This is a genomic window from Gordonia sp. SL306 (assembly GCF_026625785.1).
Classification (GTDB): Bacteria; Actinomycetota; Actinomycetes; order Mycobacteriales; family Mycobacteriaceae; genus Gordonia.
The window spans coordinates 399,286-416,615 of the sequence record NZ_CP113063.1; the positions used below are offsets into that span (position 1 = coordinate 399,286).

The following is a 17,330-nucleotide window of genomic DNA, read 5'->3' on the forward strand; positions in this document are numbered from 1 at the left end:
TCGAATCGAGCGCCGCCGTCGGTTCCCCGTCCGATCTACGACCGCCGCTCAGGGCTGTGCGGCCAGGAAGTCCACGAGAAGTCGGTTCACCTCGGCAGGCTGTTCGAGGTAGCCGAAGTGTCCCGCCTTGGCCACCTCTTCGTACCGGGCACCGGGGATCGCCTCGGCGACCTCGCGCGCGAGCTTCGGCGGCAGGGTGCGATCGTCGGCGAAACCGATGACCATCGCCGGCCGCGTGATAGCCCGGTAGGCGCCCAGCCGGTCGGCCTCACGGTCGTGCAGGGCGAGCTGTGCACGCACTCCCGGCGTGACCGTCTGCGGCGAGAAGCCGATGACGTCGAGCCAGTCCTTCGCCGTGCGGTCGTCGTCGAGGGTGTGCGGCGACAGATTCAGGTGGGCGGTGATCGCAGCCTCGTAGTCCGGCGGCAGGGTGATCTTGCTGTCGTACAGGGCACGCTCCCCCGCCGAGATGGCCTGCTGCAACGGGGTGTTGCGGCCGTACGTGGCGATCATCACAGCCGCCTTCACGACATCCGGCCGCGCCAGCGCCAGTTCCTGGGTGATCCGGGCCCCCAGCGAAGTCCCGACCACGAACGCCGGCCCACTGGCGAGATGCTCGATGAGCGCCGCGGTGTCGGCAACCATGTCGTCGTGGGAGAAACCGTCCGCGCACTCCGAAGAGGGTGCGATTCCCCGATTGTCGAAGGTCACCACCCGAAAGCCCGCCTTGGTGAGCGCCGGTTGCTGGTGGGCCTGCCACACGCGCCCCGGACTACCGGTACCCATCACGAGCACCACGAGCGGACCTGAACCGAACTCCTCGTAGGCGATCTCTATCCCGTTGACCTGCGCGACCTTCGGGCCCCTCACGGCTTGTCCACCACCGGATTGACGAGTGTCCCGATTCCTTCCACGGTCACCGAGACCCGTTGTCCGGCCGTCATCGGGCCCACGCCCTCGGGCGTTCCGGTCAGGATGACGTCACCGGGCAGCAGCGTCATGACGCGCGAGATCCACTCGACGATCGCACCGACGTCGTGCAGCATCAACGAGGTTCTCGACCGCTGGGTCACCTCGCCGTCGAGCTCGGTGACCAATTCGGCGTCAGCGGGGTCGAACTCGGTCTCGATCCAGGGACCGAGCGGGCAGAACGTGTCGTAGCCCTTGCCGCGGGTCCACTGTCCGTCGGCCTTCTGCTGATCGCGGGCCGTCACGTCGTTGGCGACGGTGTAACCGAGGATGACGTCCTTCGCCTTGGCGGCGCTCACGTCCTTGCACGGCTGGCCGATCACGACCGCGAGTTCACCCTCGAAATCGACGCGCTCCGAACTCGGCGGGCGCACGATGGGCACCTCCGGACCGATGATCGACGTGTTGGGCTTCAGGAAGATCACCGGATCCGCAGGCGCCTCCCCACCCATCTCGGCGACATGAGCGGCGTAGTTCTTCCCGATGCAGATGACCTTCGACGCGAGAATGGGCGCGAGCAATCGCACATCGGCAAGTGCCCACGACCGCCCGGTGAACGTCGGGGTACCGAACGGATGCTCCGCGATCTCGCGTGCCCGCTGCCCACCGTCGACGTCTTCGATGGAGACAAACGCGACCCCGTCTGGGCTGGCAACTCGTCCTAAACGCATGGCACGACATTATCGCACCGGCTTTCCCACAACTCGGGACACCGGTTTGACGTGAACTTCTCGCGTTCTAGAATATGGACGTTGCGTACCACTATATGAGATGAGGTGATCGTGTGGGCGGCGTCGGGACAACCCGGTCGACGGTCGGATCGGCGGCGGTGACGATGTCACCGCGGCGCCGATGGGCGATGTTGTGTTGCGCATTGGTCGCAGCCATGACCACGACCTGCGCGGTCAGCGGTGTGGCCTATCTCATCCCGGCGCTCCACACCGACCACGGGCTGTCCCTCACGCAGGCATCCGTCCTGGCCACCATTCCGACCGTGGGCCTGATGCTGCTGATCATCCCGTGGGGTGCGCTGCTCGATCGGTTCGGCGAACGCCGGGTGCTGATCATCTCCCTGTGCATCACGCTGGCGGGCACGGCTGCCACCGCCGTGATCTCGGCCCTCGACGCGCCCTATTGGGTGCTGGCGACCGGTCTGTTCGTCGGCGGCCTGGGCGCGGGCGCGGCCAACGGCGCGAGTGGCCGGATCGTCGTCGGCTGGTTCCCGGCCCACCAGCGCGGAACCGCGATGGGCGTCCGCCAGATGGCGCAGCCCCTTGGCATCGGCGTCTGTGCGCTCACCATGCCGTTCACCGCCCAGTCCTACGGTGTCACAGCCGCACTCCTGATCCCGGTCGCCGTGACTGCCCTGGGTCTGGTCGCGTGCGTCGTCGGGATCGTCGACCCTCCGTTGGCCGGAACCCAGCCGTCGGGAGCCCCGGCCCGGACCGACAACCCTTACCGCGCGGGCAGTTTCCTGGCTCGCGTACACGGAGTCAGTGTGCTGCTGGTGATCCCGCAGTCGATGATGTGGACCTTCGTGCCCACCTGGCTGATCGTCGCGCACCACTGGTCACCCGGCGCCGCAGGCGCACTGGTGACCGCCACGCAGGTGGTGGGAGCATTGGGACGGATCGCCGCCGGCCGGGTCTCGGACAGGTGGGGCTCGCGGATGCGACCCATCCGCGTGATCGCGGTCGCCGCGGCGCTGTCGATGGCGGTACTGGCGTTGACCGACTGGCTGCACAGTCCGGTCGCACCGGTCGTGATGGCGATCGCGACCATCGCCTCGGTCGCCGACAACGGCTTGGCGTTCACCGCGATCGCCGAGTTCGCGGGTCCTGGCTGGAGCGGCCGCGGTCTGGCGGTGCAGAACACGGCTCAGTATCTCGCGACGGCCGCCACCACACCGGTGCTGGGTGCACTGATAGGTGCCGCCGGGTTCCCCCTCGCGTTCGCCCTCACTGCCCTGACCCCCCTGGTCGCCGTTCCACTGGTCCCTCGCGATCCAGGAGCCGATTGACCACGCCTGCGGCGGTCGACGCGTCATCGACCACCACGATGTCGCGTCGCCCGTCCTGCCGCACCACCAGGAGGGCGGACCCGGATTTCAACACGAATCCCTTGGCTCCCTTGAGATCTCCGTGAACTGCGATGCGGTGGCCGAAGCCCCCGAAGTCCCGCAGAGCCCGCACGCCGACCACCTCGGCGTGGTCGATCTCCGGCATCGCGACGTGCGTGCGCGGCCACCCCAGCCGCCCGCGCACGCTGACCCCGGTCCGATCCACGGTGACCCGAGTGCCCCACATTGCGATGACCGACACCACGACGATCAGCAGGACCGCCGCGCCGACCCACGAGCGCAGCACCAGGGCCAGGCTCGCGAGGATCACCACGGACCCGCCGAGGATCAGTGACGCCCCAGGCGACGATGAGACGACCCGGGTCCAGACGATCCGCTCCTCCGCCCCGATCGCGACGTGTGGGCGGTCCCCGATGTCGCCGACGGGCGGCGTCACGGCCCACGATGGCACGAGCGCGGCGACGCCGATACCACCCACGAGGCCGATCGCCATCGACAACGCGATCTGCCACTGCGGTGTCGGTACCGTATCGGCATTGGCCACACCTCGCTGACAAGCCATGGTCGACACGATCACAGCCACGGTCGAGATGACAACGCCGGCAACGATTCCGACACTTGTCCGGATGATCGTGGCATCGGTGGCCCGGATACTCAGGGCCACGCCGACCAATGCACCGACCATCCCCACCACGATCGGCGCGACGATCACGAACGTCAGACCGGAGAAGCCGTCGGCGCCGTGCGACGACCAGTGCGTGGCAACCGGATCGGGCAGGACCGTCCGCCACGACGCGACCAGGGCGGCGCCGATCGCCGCCGCAAGCGCCGACGGTGCAATCGCCAGCGCGCACACCACCCGGCGATCCCGGGCGGTCATGCCGACCACGCCCTCGCTCCGACCATCCTGCGAATCCCTCACGTCTGCCACCTCTCTCGGATCTCGACCGCCAGCACGTCGGGCCTGATGTCCAACCGCCGCGCCACATCCACGAGCCGATCCATCGCCTCGACGAACTCCGAGCGATCGGGAGCCGCCGCCGTGACGACTGCGCCCCGGCCGCGACGGAGTTCGACGACCCCTTCGTCACGAAGCATCTGATACGCGCGCAGCACGGTGTGCAGATTGATGTCGAGGCTCCGGGACAGTTCACGGGCGGGCGGCAGACGTTCACCGGCTTCCACCTCGCCGCGGACGATGGCCCCACGGACCGACGACGCCACCTGTTCGAAGATCGGGGCGCGTGAGGCCTGGTCGATACGGATCAACACACGAAGATCATATAGTTCTATCTCAACTAGAACAATAAGGAGCCGTCGAACGAACGACCCCCACCCGGACACGTCCGGGCGGGGGTCGTCGCAGGTGTTGGGCCCTAGAGGCGCTCGCGGATCCGGCGGCCGATTTCCGAGGTCTTCAAGTCGCCCGACCCGCGCTCGGCAAGGTCGTCGATGACGGCCTTCTCCACGCGCGCCGCGGCATCCGTCTCGCCGAGGTGGGCGAGCAACAACGCTGCGGACAGGATCGCGGCGGTCGGATCCGCCTTACCCTGTCCCGCGATGTCCGGCGCACTACCGTGCACGGGCTCGAACATCGAGGGATTCGCCCCCGTCGCATCGATGTTGCCCGAAGCCGCCAGGCCGATACCACCGGTGACGGCGGCCGCGATGTCGGTGATGATGTCGCCGAAGAGATTGTCGGTGACGATGACGTCGAACCGGCCCGGATCGGTGACCAGATAGATGGTTGCCGCATCCACGTGGCAGTAGTCGGTGCTGACATCCGGATACTCGGCGCCGATCTCGGCGACCGTCCGACTCCACATCGAGCCCGCGAAGGTCAGCACGTTCGTCTTGTGCACCAGCGTCAGCTTCTTCCGACGCGCCCGTGCACGCTCGAAGGCGTTGCGCACCACGCGCTCCACACCGAACCGGGTGTTCACGCTCACCTCGGTGGCCACCTCGTGCGGGGTCCCGACGCGGATGGCGCCACCGTTTCCGGTGTAAGGACCCTCGGTTCCCTCACGGACGACCACGAAATCGATGTCGGGGTCCCCGGCCAGCGGCGAGGTGACACCCGGTAGACGGCGCGAGGGGCGAAGGTTGACGTGGTGATCGAGCGCGAAGCGCATGTTCAGCAACAATCCCCGCTCGAGCACCCCCGACGGGACCGACGGATCCCCGATCGCGCCCAGCAAGATCGCATCGTGCCTGCGGAGCGATTCCAGGTCGTCCTCGGTGAGCAGTTCACCGTTCCGGTGGTAGCGGCGCGCACCGAGGTCGAACTCGGTGGTCGAGACGTCGGTGACAACGGATTCGAGTACGCCGACGGCCTCCTCGATGACCTCGGGACCGATACCGTCGCCGGCGATGACGGCGAGTTTCATGACAAGTCCACCTGTTCGATGAGAGTTGCGCCCACGGCTTCACCGATGGAGGCGATGAGGTCGTCGTCGAGCGGACCGCTGACACGCAGCATCACCGTCGCCCCGCCGCCTTCGGCATCCTGGGACAGACCTGCGGCCCGGATGTCGATGCCCGCGTTACCGAGCAGCGTGCCGATCTTGCCAAGCGAACCGGGCTCGTCGGCATAACTCACGACGAGATTCAGTCCCTCGGCGCGAAGATCGAAGTTGCGGCCGTTGATGTTGACGATCTTCTCGACGAGGCGGGGCTCGGTCAGGCTGCCGGAGACGTTGTGCACCGACCCGTCGGCGAAAACGGCCTTCACGTCGACCACGCTGCGGTGGTTGGGACTCTCCGAAGCCGTGGTCACCTCGCTGGTCACGCCACGATCGGCGGCGACAGTCGGCGCGTTCACGAAGGTGACCGGCTCGTCGAGCACGGCCGAGAACAGCCCGCGCAGCGCCGACAGCCCGAGAACGTCGACATTGTTGGCCGCCAGTTCACCGCGGACATCGACGACGATCGAGGTCGGCGGCTCCTTGCTGATGGCGCCCACGAGGACGCCTGCCTTACGCGCGACCTCGAGCCATGGCGCGACCTCCTCGTCGACCGTGCCGCCGGTGATGTTGACGGCATCGGGCACGAAGTGTCCGGCGAGAGCCAGACGCACGCTCTTCGCGACGTCGGTGCCTGCGCGGTCTTGTGCCTCACTGGTCGAGGCGCCGAGATGCGGGGTCACCACGACCTGCGGGAGTTCGAAGAGCGGCGAGTCGGTGCACGGCTCGGTCGCATAGACGTCGAGCCCGGCGCCCCGCACATGACCGGACGTGATCGCATCGGCGAGTGCCTGCTCGTCGATCAGCCCGCCGCGGGCCGCGTTCACGATGACAACGCCCTTCTTGGTGCGCGCGAGCTGATCCGTACCGATGAGGCCGAGGGTCTCCGGCGTCTTGGGAAGGTGCACGGTGATGAAATCGGCGCGCTCGAGCAGCTCGTCGAGACTCACCAGCTCGATACCCAACTGGGCTGCTCGCGCCGGTGACACATAGGGATCATAGGCAATGATCGACGTCTCGAAGGCGGCCATCCGGGCGGCGACCAGCTGGCCGATGCGGCCGAGTCCCACCACGCCGACGGTCTTGTCGAAGATCTCCACGCCATTGAACGACGAACGCTTCCAGGCATGCTCACGCAACGTGGCGTCGGCCGCCGGGATCTGGCGCGCCGCGGACATCAGCAGGGCCACCGCGTGCTCGGCGGCCGTGTGGATGTTGGAGGTCGGTGCGTTGACCACCATCACTCCGCGCTGCGTGGCCGCGGGCACATCGACGTTGTCGAGGCCCACGCCGGCACGGGCGATGATCTTCAACCGCGGTGCGACGTCGAGGACCTCTGCGTCGACGGTGGTGGCCGAGCGCACCAGGATGGCGTCGGCGTCGACGGCGGCTTCGAGGAGCTTCGGTCGATCGGGGCCGTCGACCCAGCGCACCTCGACGTCGTCTCCCAGCGCCTCGACGGTCGAAGGTGCCAGTTTGTCGGCGATCAGAACGACCGGACGGCCAGCTGAGGTCACAATATTCTCCATGATCGAGGGGCGAAGTGAACGGTGCGGAGACCACCGCGACCCGCTCCGGTGACCGCGACGACTTCCGCGAACAGCTTAGTGGTCGGCTCGTCACCCATTCGCAGCCGGTCTCGACCGGTCGCACTCGGTACCGCGATTTGCGGGTAGATTGTGATCGGCATTACGGATAGGTTGCAAACCGACCCCGGGACGATTCCGCGGAGCACACTGCGCGGGCACCGACCGGTACGGTGAGCTTGGCCCCGAGCGACGTGTCTCGGGGCCGATGATTTCTTGTGTCTCGAACGAGCGGAGTGTGGATGATGAGGAAGCTGACAGCACTGTTGGCGGTTCTGGCTGCAACGGTGCTGGCCGGCTGGGGGGCTGGCATTGCCCACGCCGCACCGGCAAAGGTCTATCTCGGTGGAGGCTCCGGGATCCTGGTGCTCAAGGGCGGTAGTTCTGCCGCAGCCTGCACCCTGACCACGATCGGCAAGTCGAACACCGGCAAGCTGATCGGTATCACCGCAGGCCACTGCGGTAAGCCGGGGCAGAAGGTGTATTCGGAGACCTTCCAGGACCGGGGACAGGCAGGAACCATCACTTATTCCGCCAGTGATCTCGACATCGCGGTGATCGAGTTCAATTCGGCGAAGGTCGTCCCCCTGCGCACTGTGCGCGGCGTGACCATCCGATCGGTCGACACGCGACCACTCGCTTTCCCGACGATCGCCTGCAAGGAGGGCCGAACCACCGGCAACACCTGCGGCATCAGCTGGTTCTCCGACGGCGACGCACATTTCAGTCAGATGTGCGTGATCGAAGGCGACTCCGGTAGCCCCGTGGTGGTCGGTGACCGCCTCGTCGGGATGGTGAACGCCTACTACTTCGTGGGCTGCATCGGCCCCGAGACCGGCACCAACATCGGCCCGGTGCTCAAGCGGATCGGATCTCTCTCGCAGTACCGCGGATTCCGACCGATCTGATAACTGTCCGACATACGAAGGAGGCCCCGGGACTTCGGTCCCGGGGCCTCCTTCGTGTACAGCGGTCAGCACGTCGCGATGAATCAGTCGGTTTCGTATCGAGTCCCCGGATGCAGCCGCAACCACGCGGAGAGTTCAGCCAGGAACTGTGTCCGAGTCCAATCCTCGACACGGCTGAGCTCATGCGGTGTGAGGCCTTCGATTGTCCGGCCGCCGGCGTCGGCGTCCCACTCGTCGATTGCCAGCGCGCGTCGCCTCTCGTACTCGGCAAGCCGAACGCGCCGGTCGACGCAGAACAGTTCGTAATCGTCCGACCCCCACCGCTCCGGGATGGGCAGCACAGCATTCCTCAACTGCGCATCGCCCAGGTCCGCAAGCGCTTCGCGAATCTGCTCGATGGCGTTGGGGTCCATAGCCATCACCCGCAGAATCTCAACGTACTCAGCAGGGACGCTGCACACTCCCGCTCCGTCAGACATTGCGATGCTCATTCGGCACCAACGATCTGTCACGCAACCGCCTGATCACCGCCGTGCCTCCGAGTTCTGCCCTCAATTCAGGGTGCCGATGGTAGAAATCGATGAGCCAGAAGGTCGCGGGGCCCCCGAGACACGACTCGTCTACCCGGATCTCGTCGTACCGTTCGCCGGGCCGAACCGAGATCCATGCCCCGTTCCGTTTGTCACCCTTCGTCAGAACCGGCGTCACTTCGGTGACGATTCCCCAATCGAGGTCAGTGGCGGTCCGATGTGAGGGCACACTGATCCCGCGCTCCGACACGGACATCCACGCGGAATCACGGTTGGCCACCCGCACCGCGTTGCCGATATAGAGCATTCCCACCACGAACGCCACAGGCGGATAAAGGTTTTCGGCCGACTCGCTTGCGAGCGAAATGTGCACCGCATCACGCCAGGCCCCGACTGCGAAGAGCAATGCACCGGCGCCAAACGTTGCGGTGGAAACAATGTCGAATGCGCGCATCAGAGGATCACGCCGAATGGTCAGCACGCCGTCCCGGAGGAACGGATCACCCCCCGCAGTTGTCATCGTGCGTAACCGCGCAGATCGAAGAATCGAGCAGATTTCCAGGATGAGTCCACACGCAATCAGCTCGGCGCAGAGAAAGCCGAGTCGCTGACCACCCGCCAAGCCCGCGATACCAATGCCGGCGAACGACGTACCAAGGACGGTGTAGACCAGTGCACCCGCCCAATCGCCGCGCGGTCGCGATGACCACTCTTTCGGTACCGGCAGGAGAAGCCGGTGACTCGATGTCACTTGCACACCGCCCGACCGAGGAAACCTCCAGCCATCCCGAAGGCAAGACTGCTTCCAGCGGTGATCCCGAAAGCTTTCAGCGCACCGGCACCCTCCGGTGCAACGAGCGCCATCGCAACGTCACCGGCGAGACTCACACCGCCTGCTGTGGTCGCCACGCACTTGTCGTAACCGTTCTTCGCGTCCGCCACACCGACCGCGGTTCCGAGAATTGTCAACGCCGGTCCAGCCGCCTTGGCTCCGATGACGAGTTTCTCGGCCTGAGGCGCCGTCAGATGCGGCAAGCCTTCGGCCACATGGGGTTCCAGCGCGGCCATCCCACCACCGGCCAAGGCCTGGGCGACGTCCTTGGTACCCGGAACCTGGACCTGCACGCCATCCACGTCGGCAACTGCCTTGCCGTCCTTGGTCTCTCGCACGACAATCGGCGACTTCCCGTCACGCGTCAGCGTGGTAACGATCGACCCATCGGGGTTGTTCACCTTCGTCGAGACGAGGTTTCCCTTCTCGTTGTACAGGTCGAAGGTGTCCCCCACCCCACCACGATGGGCATCTGTGTAGACCTGCCTGCTGCCATCGAGCATCCGCAAAGTCGTCACCGTCTTCCCGTCCTTGGAAGTCGTGCCCTTGTCGACGACTGTTCCCATCATGTGCTCGGCCAGCTTCTTCTGCTGGTTCTCCCGGCCTCTGGTCGGATCCTCGCCGCGCGTTTCGTCAGAATACGGATCGGTCGTGGCGTCTTTCGGCGCATTCCTGTCGCACCACAACTCTGGCAGTCCGGGAGTCACCGACATGGCTTCCGACCGAAGGAAGTTCGCGAGATCGTAGTCGGCATGTCCGAGATTCATCAGATGCGGATTCAACTGATCCTGGAATCCGGTCGCAGCGAGCACCAAGAGCTTCGCCATCGCCGGCGACATGACCTTCTCGCGAACGAGCACCGTCCAGTCGTCCGTCACGTAGAGATCGCCGGATTCGATGATCCGCACCAAATCACTGATTGCTCGATGTTCGGCTGCCAAAGTCGCTCCGAACTTGTGGACGCCGACCTCGACATTCGTCCCCAGATTGCCGAATGTCGAGGTCTGGCCACGAACGCGACCAGCCATGTCGCCGGCAGCGCGGTATGCGAGACCATCCCAGTTCTCGTTGTTGTTGAGACCGGAGATCTCCCATACCACCTCCCAGCCGGCCTGATCGACGGTTTCGGAGGACGACTTGGCCACGTCCACGGCCGGCCGGAGTGCGTCGGGTCGCCACGTCTCGAATACCGGGCGGCTGGGGATCATCGAGCGGATGCAATTCGGTTGAACGCCGCCGCCAACTCATCATCGGTCGCCTCGAACTCGCCGGCAGCGTTGTGAACCGCGCCAGACATCGCCGAGTACGCTTCTGCCGTTCGCTTCAGCGGATCGTGCATCGCATCAGCCAAGGTCGTCAACGCATATGCGGCAGACGATCCTGCCATACACGCAGCGATCTCGAGTAGGTCCGCGGGCAGCGACGAATCGCGGATTACTGCCGCCGTCGCCTCCACCGTCCCCGAGAACTCACGCAAGATCCCCGGATTCACCGTCGTTCCAGACATGTCTCCCCCTGTGCACAGTCCGAATCGACGTCATGGTAGCGGACGATCCATCGCCATCGAGGCATCCATGCTGGAGTCCACAGACGGCTGTGGCCGCTGCCGCCGGGTTCCGGCGACAACGGCCACAGATCGTTCGGTGAGAGGCGCTTACGCGGTCTCGGTGATCGGGCGATCGACCCAGCTCATGAGGTCGCGCAGCTTCTTGCCGGTGACCTCGATCGGGTGCTCGGCGTTCTTCTTGCGCAGGCCCTCGAGCTCGGAGTTGCCGTTCTCCACATTGGCGACGAGACGCTTGGTGAAGGTGCCGTCCTGGATGTCGCGGAGGATGCCGCGCATCCGCTCCTTGGTGTCGGCGTCGATGACGCGCGGTCCCGAGAGGTAGCCGCCGAACTCGGCGGTGTCGGAGACGGAGTAGTTCATCCGGGCGATGCCACCCTCGTACATGAGGTCGACGATGAGCTTGAGCTCGTGCAGCACCTCGAAGTAGGCCATCTCCGGCGCATAGCCGGCCTCGACCATGACCTCGAAACCGGTCTTGACCAATTCCTCGGTACCGCCGCAGAGCACGGCCTGCTCACCGAACAGGTCGGTCTCGGTCTCTTCCTTGAAGGTGGTCTTGATGACCCCGGCGCGGCCACCGCCGATGGCGCTGGCGTAGCTCAATGCGAGGGCCTGGCCCTCGCCCTTCGGATCCTGATCGACGGCGATCAGGCAAGGCACGCCCTTGCCGTCGACGAACTGCCGGCGCACGAGGTGCCCCGGGCCCTTCGGCGCGACCATGCCGACGGTGATGTTGGCGGCCGGCTTGATCAGATCGAAGTGGATGTTGAGGCCGTGTCCGAAGAACAGCGCGTTGCCGTCCTTCAGGTTCGGCTCGATGTCCTCGGTGAAGATCTTGGCCTGCGAGGTGTCCGGAGCCAGCAGCATGATGACGTCGGCCCACTCGGCAGCCTCTTTGGCGGACATGACCTTGAGGCCCTGCTCGGCGGCCTTCTCGCGGGACTTGCTGCCCTCACGCAGACCGACCGCGACATCGACCCCGGAGTCACGCAGCGACAGCGAATGCGCATGCCCCTGGCTGCCGTAGCCGATCACCGCAACCTTGCGGCCCTGGATGATCGACAGATCGGCGTCGTCGTCATAGAACAGTTCGATCGCCACAGTTGGATTCCCTTCGATTTCTGTTTGCCCTCAAGGTCTTGTGTAGTCCTCGGGGCCTGTGTACTTCTCTGTGCGGCTCGCGCCGTGTGTCAGCGGTTGGCCGACATGCTCTTGGGGCCACGCCCCAGGGTGACCGCGCCGGATTGGGCGATCTCGCGGATTCCATACGGATCGAGCATCCGCAGCAACGCCTCGAGTTTCTCGCCGGTACCGGTCGCCTCGATCGTCAAGGATTCGGTGGAGACGTCGATGACCTTCGCGCGGAACAGGTTGACCACCTCGATGACCTCGCTGCGCACCGACGAATCGGACCGGACCTTGATCATCATCAGTTCACGGGACACCGAACTCGACGGGTCCTGCTCCACGATCTTGATCACGTTGATCAGCTTGTTGAGCTGCTTGGTGACCTGCTCGAGCGGGAAATCGTCCACGGTGACCATGATGGTCATCCGCGAAATACCTTTCAGCTCGGTCGGTCCCACCGCCAACGACTCGATGTTGAACCCACGCCGGGAGAACAGACTCGAGACGCGGGCGAGAACACCCGGTCGGTCCTCGACCAGAACACTGAGGGTGTGAGTGGTGCTCACTTGTCTTCCTTCCCTGCAGATGCGGGCTGATTCGCTTGATCCGGACGCGACATCGTCTCGTGGATGTCGACCGGATCCGATGCGGATTCGTCTTCGTCGAACAGCGGCCGGATGTCGCGGGCCGCCATGATCTGGTCATTACCGGTGCCTGCGGCCACCATCGGCCACACCTGGGCATCGGCGCCGACGATGAAGTCGACCACCACCGGCCGATCGTTGATCTCCCGGGCCTTGGCGATGACCTCGTCGACGTCCTCTTCGCGCTCGACCCGGAATGCCGCGCAGCCCAACGCTTCCGCGAGCTTCACGAAGTCAGGGATCATCCGCGAGTGGGTCGAGAGGTCGGTGCTGGAATAGCGCTCCTCGTAGAAGAGGGTCTGCCACTGTCGCACCATGCCGAGGTTGCCGTTGTTGATCAGGGCGACCTTGATCGGGATGCCCTCGATGGCGCAGGTGGCCAACTCCTGGTTGGTCATCTGGAAGCAGCCGTCGCCGTCGATGGCCCACACCTCGGTGTCCGGCGCGGCCATCTTGGCGCCCATGGCCGCCGGCACGGCGTAGCCCATCGTGCCGAGACCGCCTGAGTTCAGCCAGGTTCGGGGCTTCTCGTAGGAGATGAACTGCGCGGCCCACATCTGGTGCTGGCCGACGCCTGCACAGTAGACGGCATCCGGGCCGGCGGCCTTGCCGATGGCCGAGATGACGAACTCGGGCGACATCGATCCGTCGGCCTGACGGTCGTAGCTCAGTGGGTAGGTACGACGCACCCCGTCGAGGTACTTCCACCATTCCGAGATGTCGGGAGCCTCCGCGGTGGTGGCCCGCTCGTTGCGGATGGTCTCGATGAGATCGACGATGACTGCCTTGCAGTCACCGACGATCGGCACGTCGGCGTGCCGGTTCTTGCCGATCTCGGCCGGATCGATGTCCGCATGGACGACCTTGGCGTTCTGGGCGAATGACGACAGCTGGCCGGTGACGCGATCATCGAAACGTGCGCCGAGGGTGACCAGCAGATCACTCCGTTGCAGGGCGGCCACCGCGGCGACCGTGCCGTGCATGCCCGGCATCCCCAGGTGCTGCTGATGACTGTCGGGGAACGCCCCGCGCGCCATCAGTGTGGTCACCACCGGGATGCCGGTCAGTTCGGCGAGTTCCCGCAACTCTTCCGACGCGTTCGCCTTGATGACGCCGCCGCCGACATAAAGGACGGGCGCCTTGGCCGCCTCGATCAGGCGAGCCGCCTCTCGCACCTGCTTGCCGTGCGGCTTGGTGACCGGACGATATCCGGGCAGGTCGATCTGCGGCGGCCACGCGAACGTGGTCTGCGCCTGCAGGATGTCCTTGGGGATGTCGACGAGAACCGCGCCCGGACGGCCACTCTCCGCGATGTGGAACGCCTCGGCGATCACGCGCGGGATGTCGGCCGGGTTGCTCACCAGGAAGTTGTGCTTGGTGACCGGCATCGTGATGCCGGAGATATCGGCCTCCTGGAAGCCGTCGGTGCCGATGAGCGCACGCCCGACCTGTCCGGTGATCGCGACGACCGGCACCGAGTCCATCTGTGCGTCGGCCAGCGGCGTCACCAGATTGGTGGCACCCGGACCCGACGTCGCCATGCAGACACCGGCGCGGCCGGTGATCTGCGCGTAACCGGTCGCGGCGTGTCCCGCACCCTGCTCGTGCCGGACCAGGACGTGACGAACCTTCTGCGAATCCAGCAGCGGGTCGTAGACCGGCAGGACGGCGCCACCGGGAATGCCGAAGACCACCTCGACGCCGAGCTCCTCGAGCGACCGGACCACGGACTGGGCACCGCTGACGCGCTCGGGTGCCACGGTGTGCTGGCCTACCGCCCGCAGGTTTCCTGCCGCGGGTGATTGCTGGCGCGGCGCCGTCTCACGGGAGGCATCGGCTCCGGTCGCGGCGTTGGTTCGTGCTGTTGGTGCGCTCACTGCACGTTCCCCATCTTCTGGTGTTCTGGTTGTTGACAAGAAAAAACCCCCGACAGCTGGGCTGTTCGAGGGTGGCGCGTCGATGCTCGAGGGTCTACGAGGTGACCGGTCAGGCGACGACGCGCCGGCCGATTACTACGAGATTATCGTGCTGCATCACGCCTTCACGGTAGGACCGGCGCATGTCAAGAGTCAAACCACGGGACATCGCGTCTCACATGATGGGAAATCACTGGTGGATCTGCGCTGTCGACGGGATGAGACAATGGAGCCGTGTCTACCCCATCCGCCGCATCCTCCGACTCCACACCCCCCGAGGTGGAACTGCCCCAGACGTTCCGCATCCAGCGGATCGCCTATTTCGCGGTCCCGATGATGTTCATCGTCACCGTCATCCTGGCGGGGGCCTCACTGGTGTGGCTCGGCTGGACCCTGGTCCTGCCGGTACTCCTCGGCTGGTGGATCGTGCGGATTCGCACGGTGGTGACCGAAGACGGACTGAAGGCGGTGCACACCTTCTCCACCCGCGAGATCGCCTGGAACGAACTCGACGGTCTGCAGTTCCCGCGGTGGAGTTCGGTCCGCGCGGTCCTGGTGAACGGCGCTCGGGTGCGATTGCCCGCCATCACCTTCGCCGATCTCCCCCGGTTGTCGGCAGCGAGTCGCGGACGGATCCCCGACCCGTATGCAGCGGCAGCGGCCGACCAGGCCTGACCACCACGAACCCTTCGGTGACCCCCGATTCGGGCGGAGTAGCCTCGAAACCCGGTGATGCGCACGCATTCGGCTGCCGATGACCTCCACCGCGAAGATCGGTCCGTCGTCCGGCGTCGAGATCACCACCCACTCCACGTCTGCCCGAGCCCAGGCAGGACGACGAACATCGAGGATTTTGCATGCCAGCTCTGAGGTCCCGAACCACCACCGTCGGCCGCGAAGCAGCCGGTGCGCGCTCGCTGTGGCGGGCCACCGGAATGACCGATGACGATTTCGGCAAGCCGATCGTGGCGATCGCCAACTCCTACACGCAATTCGTACCCGGCCACGTGCATCTCAAGGATGTGGGCGAGATCGTCGCCGACGCGGTCCGTGCGGCCGGTGGTGTGCCTCGCGAGTTCCACACCATCGCCGTCGACGACGGCATCGCGATGGGACACGGGGGCATGCTCTATTCGCTCCCGAGCCGCGAGATCATCGCCGACTCGGTTGAATACATGGTCAACGCGCACACGGCCGATGCCCTTGTCTGTATCTCCAACTGCGACAAGATCACTCCCGGCATGCTCAACGCCGCGATGCGCCTGAACATCCCCACGGTGTTCGTCTCGGGAGGCCCGATGGAGGCCGGCAAGGCGGTCGTCGTCGACGGTGTCGCGCAGGCGCCCACCGACCTGATCACCGCGATCTCGGCGTCGGCCAACAGCGATGTCGACGAGGAGGGGCTGAGCGAGGTCGAACGATCCGCGTGCCCGACCTGTGGGTCGTGCTCGGGTATGTTCACCGCCAATTCGATGAACTGCCTCACCGAGGCACTCGGACTCGCGCTGCCCGGCAACGGTTCGACGCTGGCCACCCACGAAGCGCGCCACGCACTGTTCGAGCGCGCCGGCAGCGTCGTGGTCGACGCGGCCAACCGCTGGTACCGCGACGACGACGAGTCGGTCCTCCCCCGCAACATCGCGACCCCCACGGCGTTCCGCAATGCCATGGCTCTCGACGTCGCGATGGGTGGGTCGACCAATACAGTGCTGCACATCCTCGCCGCCGCGCAGGAAGGCGAGGTCGCCGACTTCGACCTCTCGGTCATCGACGAGATCAGTCGCAACGTGCCGTGCCTTTCCAAGGTCGCGCCGAACTCGGATTACCACATGGAGGACGTGCACCGGGCCGGTGGCATCCCGGCGATCCTGGGTGAACTGCGCCGGGCCGGACTTCTCGACGACACCGCATCGACGGTGCACAGCCCGACCGTCGCCCAGTTCCTCGACGACTGGGACGTCCGCGGCGGCAAGGCCATCGACGAGGCGCGGGAGCTGTTCCATGCGGCACCGGGCGGCGTCCGGACCACCACGCCGTTCTCCACCGCGAACCGGTGGAGTTCCCTCGACACCGATGCCGAGGGTGGCTGCATCCGCGATCTCGCACACGCATACACCGTCGAGGGTGGCTTGTGCGTGCTACGCGGCAATCTCGCCGACGACGGCGCCATCCTCAAGACCGCGGGTATCGACGAGGATCTCTGGCACTTCGAAGGTCCGGCCCGTGTCGTCGAGAGCCAGGAGGAAGCCGTCCAGGTGATCCTGTCCAAGACGATCCAGGCAGGTGAGGTCCTCGTGGTTCGATACGAAGGGCCGGCCGGCGGGCCAGGCATGCAGGAGATGCTGCACCCCACCGCCTTCATGAAGGGCACCGGCATGGGGAAGAAGTGCGGATTGATCACCGACGGCCGGTTCTCCGGCGGATCGTCGGGACTGTCGATCGGTCACATCTCCCCCGAAGCGGCGGCCGGCGGCGTCATCGGTCTCATCGAGAACGGTGACCCGATCCTGATCGACGTCAAGACCCGTCGCCTCGAAGTCCTCGTCGACGACGAGGTGCTGGCCGAGCGGCGCGCCAAGATGGAGGCGTCGGAGCGGCCGTGGCAGCCCAAGGACCGTCAGCGGACGGTCACCACCGCATTGCGCGCCTACGCCAAGTTGGCCACCTCGGCCGACCGAGGCGCTGTGCGCGTGGTCGACTGAGCGATC

General features: G+C 65.8%; 17 protein-coding genes. 4 read left to right on the forward strand and 13 right to left on the reverse strand.

Going from position 1 to position 17,330, the window contains the following annotated elements:
* Positions 1 to 48: 48 nt before the first annotated feature.
* Both OVA31_RS01865 and OVA31_RS01870 read right to left on the reverse strand, forming a co-directional pair.
* Complete coding sequence (locus OVA31_RS01865) at positions 49 to 870, reverse strand: alpha/beta fold hydrolase (RefSeq protein WP_267629438.1); 822 nt, start codon at positions 868 to 870, stop codon at positions 49 to 51.
* On the reverse strand, positions 867 to 1,640 hold the full coding sequence (locus tag OVA31_RS01870) for a fumarylacetoacetate hydrolase family protein (protein WP_164309089.1): 774 nt from the start codon (positions 1,638 to 1,640) through the stop codon (positions 867 to 869). The genes OVA31_RS01865 and OVA31_RS01870 overlap by 4 nt, the downstream gene beginning before the upstream one ends.
* 215 nt (positions 1,641 to 1,855) lie before the next feature.
* Here OVA31_RS01870 and OVA31_RS01875 point away from each other — a divergent pair, with 215 nt between their 5' ends.
* On the forward strand, positions 1,856 to 2,989 hold the full coding sequence (locus OVA31_RS01875) for an MFS transporter (protein ID WP_324290169.1): 1,134 nt from the start codon (positions 1,856 to 1,858) through the stop codon (positions 2,987 to 2,989).
* Here the strand turns inward: OVA31_RS01875 and OVA31_RS01880 are convergent.
* From OVA31_RS01880 to serA, 4 genes are all read right to left on the reverse strand, one after another.
* Positions 2,928 to 3,971 carry a hypothetical protein gene (locus tag OVA31_RS01880; RefSeq protein ID WP_267629439.1) on the reverse strand — a complete coding sequence of 348 codons (1,044 nt, stop codon included), beginning with the start codon at positions 3,969 to 3,971 and terminating at the stop codon, positions 2,928 to 2,930. The genes OVA31_RS01875 and OVA31_RS01880 overlap by 62 nt on opposite strands.
* Positions 3,968 to 4,321, reverse strand: coding sequence for a GntR family transcriptional regulator (locus OVA31_RS01885; protein ID WP_267629440.1), 354 nt, complete (start codon positions 4,319 to 4,321; stop codon positions 3,968 to 3,970). Before OVA31_RS01885 ends, OVA31_RS01880 begins: the two co-directional genes overlap by 4 nt.
* A 104-nt stretch (positions 4,322 to 4,425) precedes the next feature.
* Positions 4,426 to 5,436, reverse strand: coding sequence for a 3-isopropylmalate dehydrogenase (locus OVA31_RS01890; RefSeq protein ID WP_267629441.1), 1,011 nt, complete (start codon positions 5,434 to 5,436; stop codon positions 4,426 to 4,428).
* Positions 5,433 to 7,028 carry a phosphoglycerate dehydrogenase gene (gene serA, locus OVA31_RS01895; protein WP_267629442.1) on the reverse strand — a complete coding sequence of 532 codons (1,596 nt, stop codon included), beginning with the start codon at positions 7,026 to 7,028 and terminating at the stop codon, positions 5,433 to 5,435. The genes OVA31_RS01890 and serA overlap by 4 nt, the downstream gene beginning before the upstream one ends.
* A 311-nt stretch (positions 7,029 to 7,339) precedes the next feature.
* Here serA and OVA31_RS01900 point away from each other — a divergent pair, with 311 nt between their 5' ends.
* Positions 7,340 to 8,005: a serine protease gene (locus OVA31_RS01900; protein ID WP_267629443.1), complete on the forward strand. Its 666-nt coding sequence runs from the start codon at positions 7,340 to 7,342 to the stop codon at positions 8,003 to 8,005.
* A gap of 83 nt (positions 8,006 to 8,088) precedes the next feature.
* Here the strand turns inward: OVA31_RS01900 and OVA31_RS01905 are convergent, their stop codons facing one another.
* From OVA31_RS01905 to OVA31_RS01935, 7 genes are all read right to left on the reverse strand, one after another.
* Positions 8,089 to 8,484, reverse strand: a complete 396-nt coding sequence (locus OVA31_RS01905) for a hypothetical protein (protein WP_267629444.1) — start codon at positions 8,482 to 8,484, stop codon at positions 8,089 to 8,091.
* Positions 8,477 to 9,157 (reverse strand): hypothetical protein, encoded by a 681-nt coding sequence (locus OVA31_RS01910; protein WP_267629445.1) that lies wholly within the window; start codon positions 9,155 to 9,157, stop codon positions 8,477 to 8,479. The genes OVA31_RS01905 and OVA31_RS01910 overlap by 8 nt, the downstream gene beginning before the upstream one ends.
* Positions 9,158 to 9,282: 125 nt before the next feature.
* Positions 9,283 to 10,575, reverse strand: a complete 1,293-nt coding sequence (locus tag OVA31_RS01915; protein WP_267629446.1) for a hypothetical protein — start codon at positions 10,573 to 10,575, stop codon at positions 9,283 to 9,285.
* Entirely contained in the window at positions 10,572 to 10,874 is a 303-nt protein-coding gene (locus OVA31_RS01920) for a hypothetical protein (protein WP_267629447.1), read from the reverse strand. The genes OVA31_RS01915 and OVA31_RS01920 overlap by 4 nt, the downstream gene beginning before the upstream one ends.
* A 147-nt stretch (positions 10,875 to 11,021) precedes the next feature.
* Entirely contained in the window at positions 11,022 to 12,035 is a 1,014-nt protein-coding gene (gene ilvC, locus OVA31_RS01925) for a ketol-acid reductoisomerase (protein ID WP_267629448.1), read from the reverse strand.
* A gap of 89 nt (positions 12,036 to 12,124) precedes the next feature.
* The gene (ilvN, locus tag OVA31_RS01930) at positions 12,125 to 12,628 is read right to left on the reverse strand and encodes an acetolactate synthase small subunit (RefSeq protein ID WP_267629449.1); all 504 of its coding nucleotides are present in this window, start codon (positions 12,626 to 12,628) and stop codon (positions 12,125 to 12,127) included.
* Complete coding sequence (locus OVA31_RS01935) at positions 12,625 to 14,583, reverse strand: acetolactate synthase large subunit (RefSeq protein ID WP_267629450.1); 1,959 nt, start codon at positions 14,581 to 14,583, stop codon at positions 12,625 to 12,627. Before OVA31_RS01935 ends, ilvN begins: the two co-directional genes overlap by 4 nt.
* A 273-nt stretch (positions 14,584 to 14,856) precedes the next feature.
* Between OVA31_RS01935 and OVA31_RS01940 the strand changes: the two genes are divergently transcribed.
* Both OVA31_RS01940 and ilvD read left to right on the forward strand, forming a co-directional pair.
* Positions 14,857 to 15,297 carry a PH domain-containing protein gene (locus OVA31_RS01940; protein ID WP_267629451.1) on the forward strand — a complete coding sequence of 147 codons (441 nt, stop codon included), beginning with the start codon at positions 14,857 to 14,859 and terminating at the stop codon, positions 15,295 to 15,297.
* Between the two features lie 182 nt (positions 15,298 to 15,479).
* Entirely contained in the window at positions 15,480 to 17,324 is a 1,845-nt protein-coding gene (ilvD, locus tag OVA31_RS01945) for a dihydroxy-acid dehydratase (protein WP_267629452.1), read from the forward strand.
* Positions 17,325 to 17,330: the final 6 nt, after the last annotated feature.

Bases quoted from the DNA above. Each gene is read 5' to 3' on its own strand.
- OVA31_RS01870 (WP_164309089.1), bottom strand. From the start codon at position 1,640: ATGCGTTTAGGACGAGTTGCCAGCCCAGACGGGGTCGCGTTTGTCTCC.
- OVA31_RS01875 (WP_324290169.1), top strand. From the start codon at position 1,856: ATGACCACGACCTGCGCGGTCAGCGGTGTGGCCTATCTCATCCCGGCG.
- OVA31_RS01890 (WP_267629441.1), bottom strand. From the start codon at position 5,436: ATGAAACTCGCCGTCATCGCCGGCGACGGTATCGGTCCCGAGGTCATC.
- OVA31_RS01900 (WP_267629443.1), top strand. From the start codon at position 7,340: ATGATGAGGAAGCTGACAGCACTGTTGGCGGTTCTGGCTGCAACGGTG.
- OVA31_RS01905 (WP_267629444.1), bottom strand. From the start codon at position 8,484: ATGTCTGACGGAGCGGGAGTGTGCAGCGTCCCTGCTGAGTACGTTGAG.
- OVA31_RS01915 (WP_267629446.1), bottom strand. From the start codon at position 10,575: ATGATCCCCAGCCGCCCGGTATTCGAGACGTGGCGACCCGACGCACTC.
- OVA31_RS01920 (WP_267629447.1), bottom strand. From the start codon at position 10,874: ATGTCTGGAACGACGGTGAATCCGGGGATCTTGCGTGAGTTCTCGGGG.
- ilvD (WP_267629452.1), top strand. From the start codon at position 15,480: ATGCCAGCTCTGAGGTCCCGAACCACCACCGTCGGCCGCGAAGCAGCC.